A 5670-nucleotide genomic window follows, 5' to 3' on the forward strand; every position below is an offset into this window, starting at 1 on the left:
CCGGACTGATAGGCGATATTCTTACCAATCCGACACTCAGCCTCGGAACAATCGAATGTCGTGCCGGTTACGAAGTCCTGACAGAATGAGGAACGGCTGTGCGCTTCATTTTTTCTATGCATGAACGCAAAATCCACGCGGGTTTCATTATCGCGCTTGAGAATTTAGCTGCATTCTTCGGGATCACTCCTCCGAAGAAAAACACCTACATCGAGGTTACGAAAGATTATGAACGCTGATGCCAAAGCCCTCGAAGAAGCCTGTCGCAGCTTTGAAGCCAAATACGGCATCGACGCTTTCCTGAATACGATGGCTGCAATTATGCAGGATCGTCTCAGCGAGCACGGTATAAACATCGAATTCTTTGATGACGGAATTGGAGACCGCAATACAGAGCAAAGCGAACGTGGTGGTGATCACCGGAGCGGCTAGTGGGATCGGCCAAGCCACGGCTGAGGGCTTCGCTTGCCAAGGCGCCAAGCTCGTGATTGCCGCCGGGGATCATGCCTACCGAACCGCCTAGACAGCGTGAATTAGCGTCCCTAGAAATAACGTCCACGACGAACTGTCCTGTCCTCGTTTGAAGATGACAGGCCTTCTTGCGGGAGTGAGGGACAGCGCCCCTTCCCGATCCGCCGGTTAGGCCTATCGTATCAAGACCGAGCGACTAAGAGCTTTGCGCCAAGCGCAGGCAGAGGTGGCCAAAGATTAACCAGCGCCACTTGAGTAAAGCCACTTCCTGAAGAACCCGCATTCAGATTGGGTTGGCCCGCCAGTTTCAGGGACCGCGAGCGGAATGGAATTTTTACACAGGCGCAACGTCACCATGCCTCAGCGACTGCGAACTGTATGCTAAAGCGACAACACAGGGTGAAGAACGTGCTTCCCCGATCTTCTTGGCCAATTTTTCTTTGGATGGCATGGAACTTATTTCATTTAGACGAATTTGTAGGGGTTGACCGAAAACTAACGAGTGGCGGCGCTTCTACCTCAGCAAATTCGTAGGGAAATTGGAGATCGGATGCTTAAGGAGCTTGCCGAAGTTTTGAGTTTTCGTGGCCGGACTGATGGCGGCCCATTTCTCGAGGCAATCATTGAAGAAACACCTGAGTGCATTAAGATCGTCGGGCCTGACGGCAGTCTTTTGCGCATGAACGGCGCTGGTCTGCGGATGATCGAGGCGGGGTCTTGGGTAACCGTGGACGGAGCCTCGACGCCAAGTCTGATCGCGGAAGAGGATCGAGATACATGGCTTGCCAACCATGGGAGAATATGTGCGGGCGAGAAGTTGTCGTGGCAATTCGACATTGTGGGGCTGAAGGGGACTCGCCGCCATATGGAAACACATGCCGTTCCCATCCAACTTGAAGACGGCAGGACGGGGCAGCTTGCGATTACCAGGGACGTTGGAGAACGCCGGCAAACAGAGCTGGCACTTCAGAGCGCGAACGAGCAGCTCGACCAACTGGTCAAAGAGCAAACGAAGGAGCTCGAACGAGCTGCAAGTAAGCTTGGCGAAACCGAGCGCAACTTTCGCCTCCTCGTCAAAAGCGTTGTCGACTACGCGATATACATGCTTGACATCGAGGGAAACGTCGCAAGCTGGAACGAGGGAGCTGAGCGCGCGAAAGGCTACTCAGCCGGCGAAATCATCGGAAAACACTTCTCGAACTTCTATACCGAAGAGGACAGGGCGGCGGGGCTGCCGGAGCTCGGGCTTGTCACAGCACGCACTGAGGGCCGCTGGGAGAATGAAGGCTGGCGTGTCCGCAAGGATGGGACACGCTTCTGGGCCAGCGTGGTGATCGACGCCATACGTGAGGATGGAGAGGTTATCGGCTTCGCGAAGGTGACCCGCGATATCACCGAGAAGAAGGCTGCGGACGAGCGCTTACGGCAAGCCGAGAGGCTGAAGGCTGTCGGCGTGTTTACAGGTGGCGCCGCGCATGACTTCAACAATCTTCTCACCGCCGTGCTAGGAAGCCTCGAACTTCTACGAAAGCGGCTCCCGGGCGACCCGAGGTCCTTGGCGTTGCTTGATAATGCGGTGCAGGGCGCGAAGCGCGGCGCGGCCTTGACACAGCGGATGCTCGCATTTGCCCGACGACAGGAGCTCAAGAGCGAGAGCATCGATATCGGCACTATGCTGGCAGGAATGTCTGACCTCCTTGTACAGTCCGTCGGACCGACTGTCGAAGTCGAGATGCAGATCTCAAGAGACCTACCGCGGGTCACCACAGATCAGGGCCAACTGGAAAACGCACTCCTCAACCTTGTCGTCAACGCCAGGGACGCGATGCCGAACGGCGGAAAAGTTTCGATCGCTGCAAAATTCCTTCATGGCCAGGCGGCTGTAGCTCTCGATCTTACACCTGGAGATTATGTTTGCATCACGGTCAAGGACACGGGCGAAGGGATGGACCGGGAGACTTTGGGACGGGTAAGAGAGCCATTCTTTACGACGAAGGGCGTTGGGAAAGGTACCGGTCTCGGACTTTCGATGGTCGACGGCTTGGTGGCCCAGTCAGGCGGAAGAATGCGAATCGAAAGTGATCCCGGAAAAGGCACTTCCGTTGAACTCTGTCTTCCCGCAGATGAGGCGTCTAAGCCCGATGTCGCCGCCCCGGACGCCGCCGTGGACGCGCCGGCCAGTCCGATCAGGAAGCTGCGTATAATGGCTGTCGACGACGACGCGCTCGTCCTTATGAACTCCGTCGCCATGCTGGAAGACCTCGGTCATGATGTGGTCGAAGCCGCGTCCGGAAGTCAGGCCCTTCAGGTCCTCGAGTTAGGCGAGGCGATAGATTTGATCATTACCGATCAGGCGATGCCGGGGATGACGGGGGTGCAACTGGCGGAGGCTGTCAGGGAACGACATCCGGCGATGCCGATCGTGCTCGCGACCGGCTACGCCGAACTGCCGCCCGGGGCCGATACCAAGATGGTCCGCTTGGCTAAACCGTTCACGCTTGGGCAACTCTTCCAGGCTGTCGTCCAAGCCATACCGCCAGCGCCGGCTTCACCATAACTTGTCAGAGGGCGGCACGGACCGCGCCTGGGGCCCCAAGAATTATTCCGAGTTCTATTTTCATGTTCGCATAGGCTCCCACTTAAAACGCGATCCCATCGGAAGAGAAATTTTCCATATGCCGACGCTGCGAAGTCCGACGCGGTGGACTCAGCACGTGAGATTGTATCTGACATGATATTTGCAGGAGTGCCAGTCGACGGTTGAAACGTTTGAGATAACGGACGACGTCGGCAACATCGTTGCCGCTGTGCCCTTTCGCTCGGCGCTGCGGTTGGGATGAGCCCCCAAGGAGGCTGCTACACGATCCGAAGGACCGTTGCGCCGCAATTCGCAAAACTCATGCAACACCGTTGGGCGTAAACGGCATAGGCGTACCATCAGTCAATATGGCCCTGTCGGTCATTCAAGCTGGTGAGCTAGTCGCCTACAGCTACTCTGAACAGAGGCGAACACATTTGCCGCGAGATCACCGCACCCTTAGTTGGCAAGGCTCCAAAACGTTCGTGGCGCAGGAACCTTGCCTGCTTGGGTTCCGCCCATTAGCGGGACCCAATCTACAAAAGGTCACCTACACAATCAACAGTTACATGTATCCGTTGTGATTCAGGGAGCCAGTGTTGGTGCATGGACACCATACCTGCATAACAAAGCCCTCTCACTTGACGTGTAGAGGGCTTTGCAACCGCCGAGGACCAGTCGACGCCGTCCATGCTTGCTGAATACCATTGATTTTTAGTAAACGTCGTATGCAAAGTGACACCCAGGGGAACCGGTTCAACAGCTAGGTAGGTTAGTTCCGAGCGACTCCTGCGCAGGGCAACATTTTGTAATGGACTCCGGCTTGCGCGGAGTTATGATTGGCGACGCTATCGTAGGTTCCAGATTAGGTGCTAGTGCGCTCTTGCCGCAAAAAAGAAAGCCCTGCTATTCCACAAAATGGCAGTATCCTCGATCCCGAAACCTTGTACCAAACCCTTGATGTTTGGGCTCAACGCTATTCTCCCGACGAGGGGACACGTTCTGCACTTGTAGACCAGACACTCCAAAAACTGGGCGGTGATCTTGGTTTCCGGAAAAACGCAGGTCTGAAAAACGCTACCGGGATGTTGCACCGCATCGCCGTAGAACTGCTGACAAGGACGCCGCGGCCAGATCACGGGCACTGGTCTTCAACCCCGCCTAGAGGCAGTGGGGCTTCATCTTCTGACCACAAGGTGCTAGCTGGTCGGAGGATACTTGTCGTCGAGGACGACTATCTGACGGCCTCCGACTTGCTCACAGCCCTGACGCTGGCGGGTGCGGAGGCTTTTGGTCCCATAAGTCGCGCTAAGCAGGCTGTGGAAATAGCGTCTGAATTCTCGCTCGACGCTGCCGTTCTCGACATCCATCTACTTGACGGAACGGTCTACGAGGCCGCGGCAGGATTGATGAAGAGACAAATCCCGTTCGTTTTCTTAACCGGGTATGATCGCTCAGTGGTTCCGAACGAGTTTGGCAGTGCACCCTTCCTGTCCAAACCTTGCGACCCTGACGCGTTGGTCGTGAACTTCGCAGCGTTGCTTCCGGCATCATAAACCACACGCTCCAGAAGACTGGGAACAATTTCAGTCTTTGTCTGTTTGGTGCATTGCCAAGCCTTGCTAACGAGCACACACCCCAACTGAAGGCGCTTCGCTACCCTTTCGAAGCGTCTTCTTTTTGCATGAGATTGCAGAGACATTATTCGCGGCGAACGCATCCGCCATGCGTACGATAACGCCGCATGAGCTCGAATTTGGTCGATGGTCCCACGGGCGCGCCTTCGATCAGGTTCTAGATTCTGCGCAGGTAAGCGGATGTCCTTGCCGGCGAGCGACCGCATGGCGAGGACACAACAGTCCCGTGTGGGTGTTTCACGCCAACACCATTTTTGGCCAGGTGTTCAGTTAGGCTTGTTTAAGGTTGCCTTTAAAACTTCGCGAAACCTCGCACGTTAACGACTTGCGCTGCCCTCTCCGCCCTCTAGTTGCTCATGGAGAGGAGCTCTGTGTGGCGATGCTGATTGAATTCTACAGGCGTGGCGATGAGATACCGGCGCTCTATGACATTTTCATAGATTTGTCCGGCAACGTCGTAACGATGCAGCCGGCAGTGGACTGCAAAGGTCTTTTGCAGGTTGTACTGGACAGCGATGACGGCCGCACGACGGATGAGCAGTTCATGGCCATGTACGCCCTCATTACTTTCTATGACGAATGCGAATTTGAGCTTTATGGGATAACGCCGACGCGTAAGCCAAGCGACGCCCGGCGAGAAAGATCTTGACACTCACTTTGATCGCAACATCGTCATGGGAAGAGACTAAATTTCAGGGCACAGCTGGTCGGTGAGTCCCTATTGAGTTCGGTAAGAAGTTTTTCTCGCACATTGACCAAGCTCGACTTATACGCATCCTCACTGATCAGAACTCATTGGTCCATTCTCTGCGGCCGATAGACATGATGCGCCAGGGCTGGCTTTCGAGCTTTCGCCAGGCATCGCAGCAATGATCGACGATGTCGTCGTAGGATTTGAAGACGCGGTTTGAGAGCCAGTTTTCGCGCATGAAGTGCCAGAGATTTTCGACCGGGTTCAGTTCCGGTGATTTCGGCGGGAGCGGC

The 5670-nt window shown here is 55.4% G+C and carries 5 protein-coding genes and 1 pseudogene; 5 read left to right on the forward strand and 1 reads right to left on the reverse strand.

Annotation, left to right across the window (positions count from 1 at the left end; all coding sequences use genetic code 11):
- Nucleotides 1-228 precede the first annotated feature (228 nt).
- The 5 genes and pseudogenes from BLX89_RS24855 to BLX89_RS23640 all read left to right on the forward strand — a co-directional run bounded on the left by BLX89_RS24855 (nucleotide 229) and on the right by BLX89_RS23640 (nucleotide 5335).
- Nucleotides 229-432, forward strand: coding sequence for a hypothetical protein (locus tag BLX89_RS24855; protein WP_198935197.1), 204 nt, complete (start codon nucleotides 229-231; stop codon nucleotides 430-432).
- Nucleotides 368-508: pseudogene (locus BLX89_RS24520) on the forward strand (SDR family NAD(P)-dependent oxidoreductase); the annotation flags it as partial. The gene BLX89_RS24855 and the pseudogene BLX89_RS24520, both read left to right, overlap by 65 nt.
- A 513-nt stretch (nucleotides 509-1021) precedes the next feature.
- Nucleotides 1022-3028 (forward strand): hybrid sensor histidine kinase/response regulator, encoded by a 2007-nt coding sequence (locus BLX89_RS23630; protein ID WP_075293379.1) that lies wholly within the window; start codon nucleotides 1022-1024, stop codon nucleotides 3026-3028.
- Between the two features lie 890 nt (nucleotides 3029-3918).
- The gene (locus tag BLX89_RS23635) at nucleotides 3919-4605 is read left to right on the forward strand and encodes a response regulator (RefSeq protein WP_143523752.1); all 687 of its coding nucleotides are present in this window, start codon (nucleotides 3919-3921) and stop codon (nucleotides 4603-4605) included.
- Between the two features lie 454 nt (nucleotides 4606-5059).
- Nucleotides 5060-5335, forward strand: coding sequence for a hypothetical protein (locus BLX89_RS23640; RefSeq protein WP_143523753.1), 276 nt, complete (start codon nucleotides 5060-5062; stop codon nucleotides 5333-5335).
- 136 nt (nucleotides 5336-5471) lie between these two features.
- Here the strand turns inward: BLX89_RS23640 and BLX89_RS23645 are convergent.
- Nucleotides 5472-5670 (reverse strand): transposase (locus BLX89_RS23645; RefSeq protein WP_198935195.1); only part of this gene is annotated, 199 nt, incomplete at its 5' end.

Origin of the sequence: Pararhizobium arenae (assembly GCF_001931685.1) — a bacterium.
GTDB lineage: Bacteria > Pseudomonadota > Alphaproteobacteria > Rhizobiales > Rhizobiaceae > Pararhizobium > Pararhizobium arenae.

Excerpts from the sequence above, each read along its gene's own strand:
- BLX89_RS24855 (WP_198935197.1), top strand. The coding sequence starts at position 229 with ATGAACGCTGATGCCAAAGCCCTCGAAGAAGCCTGTCGCAGCTTTGAA.
- BLX89_RS23630 (WP_075293379.1), top strand. The coding sequence starts at position 1,022 with ATGCTTAAGGAGCTTGCCGAAGTTTTGAGTTTTCGTGGCCGGACTGAT.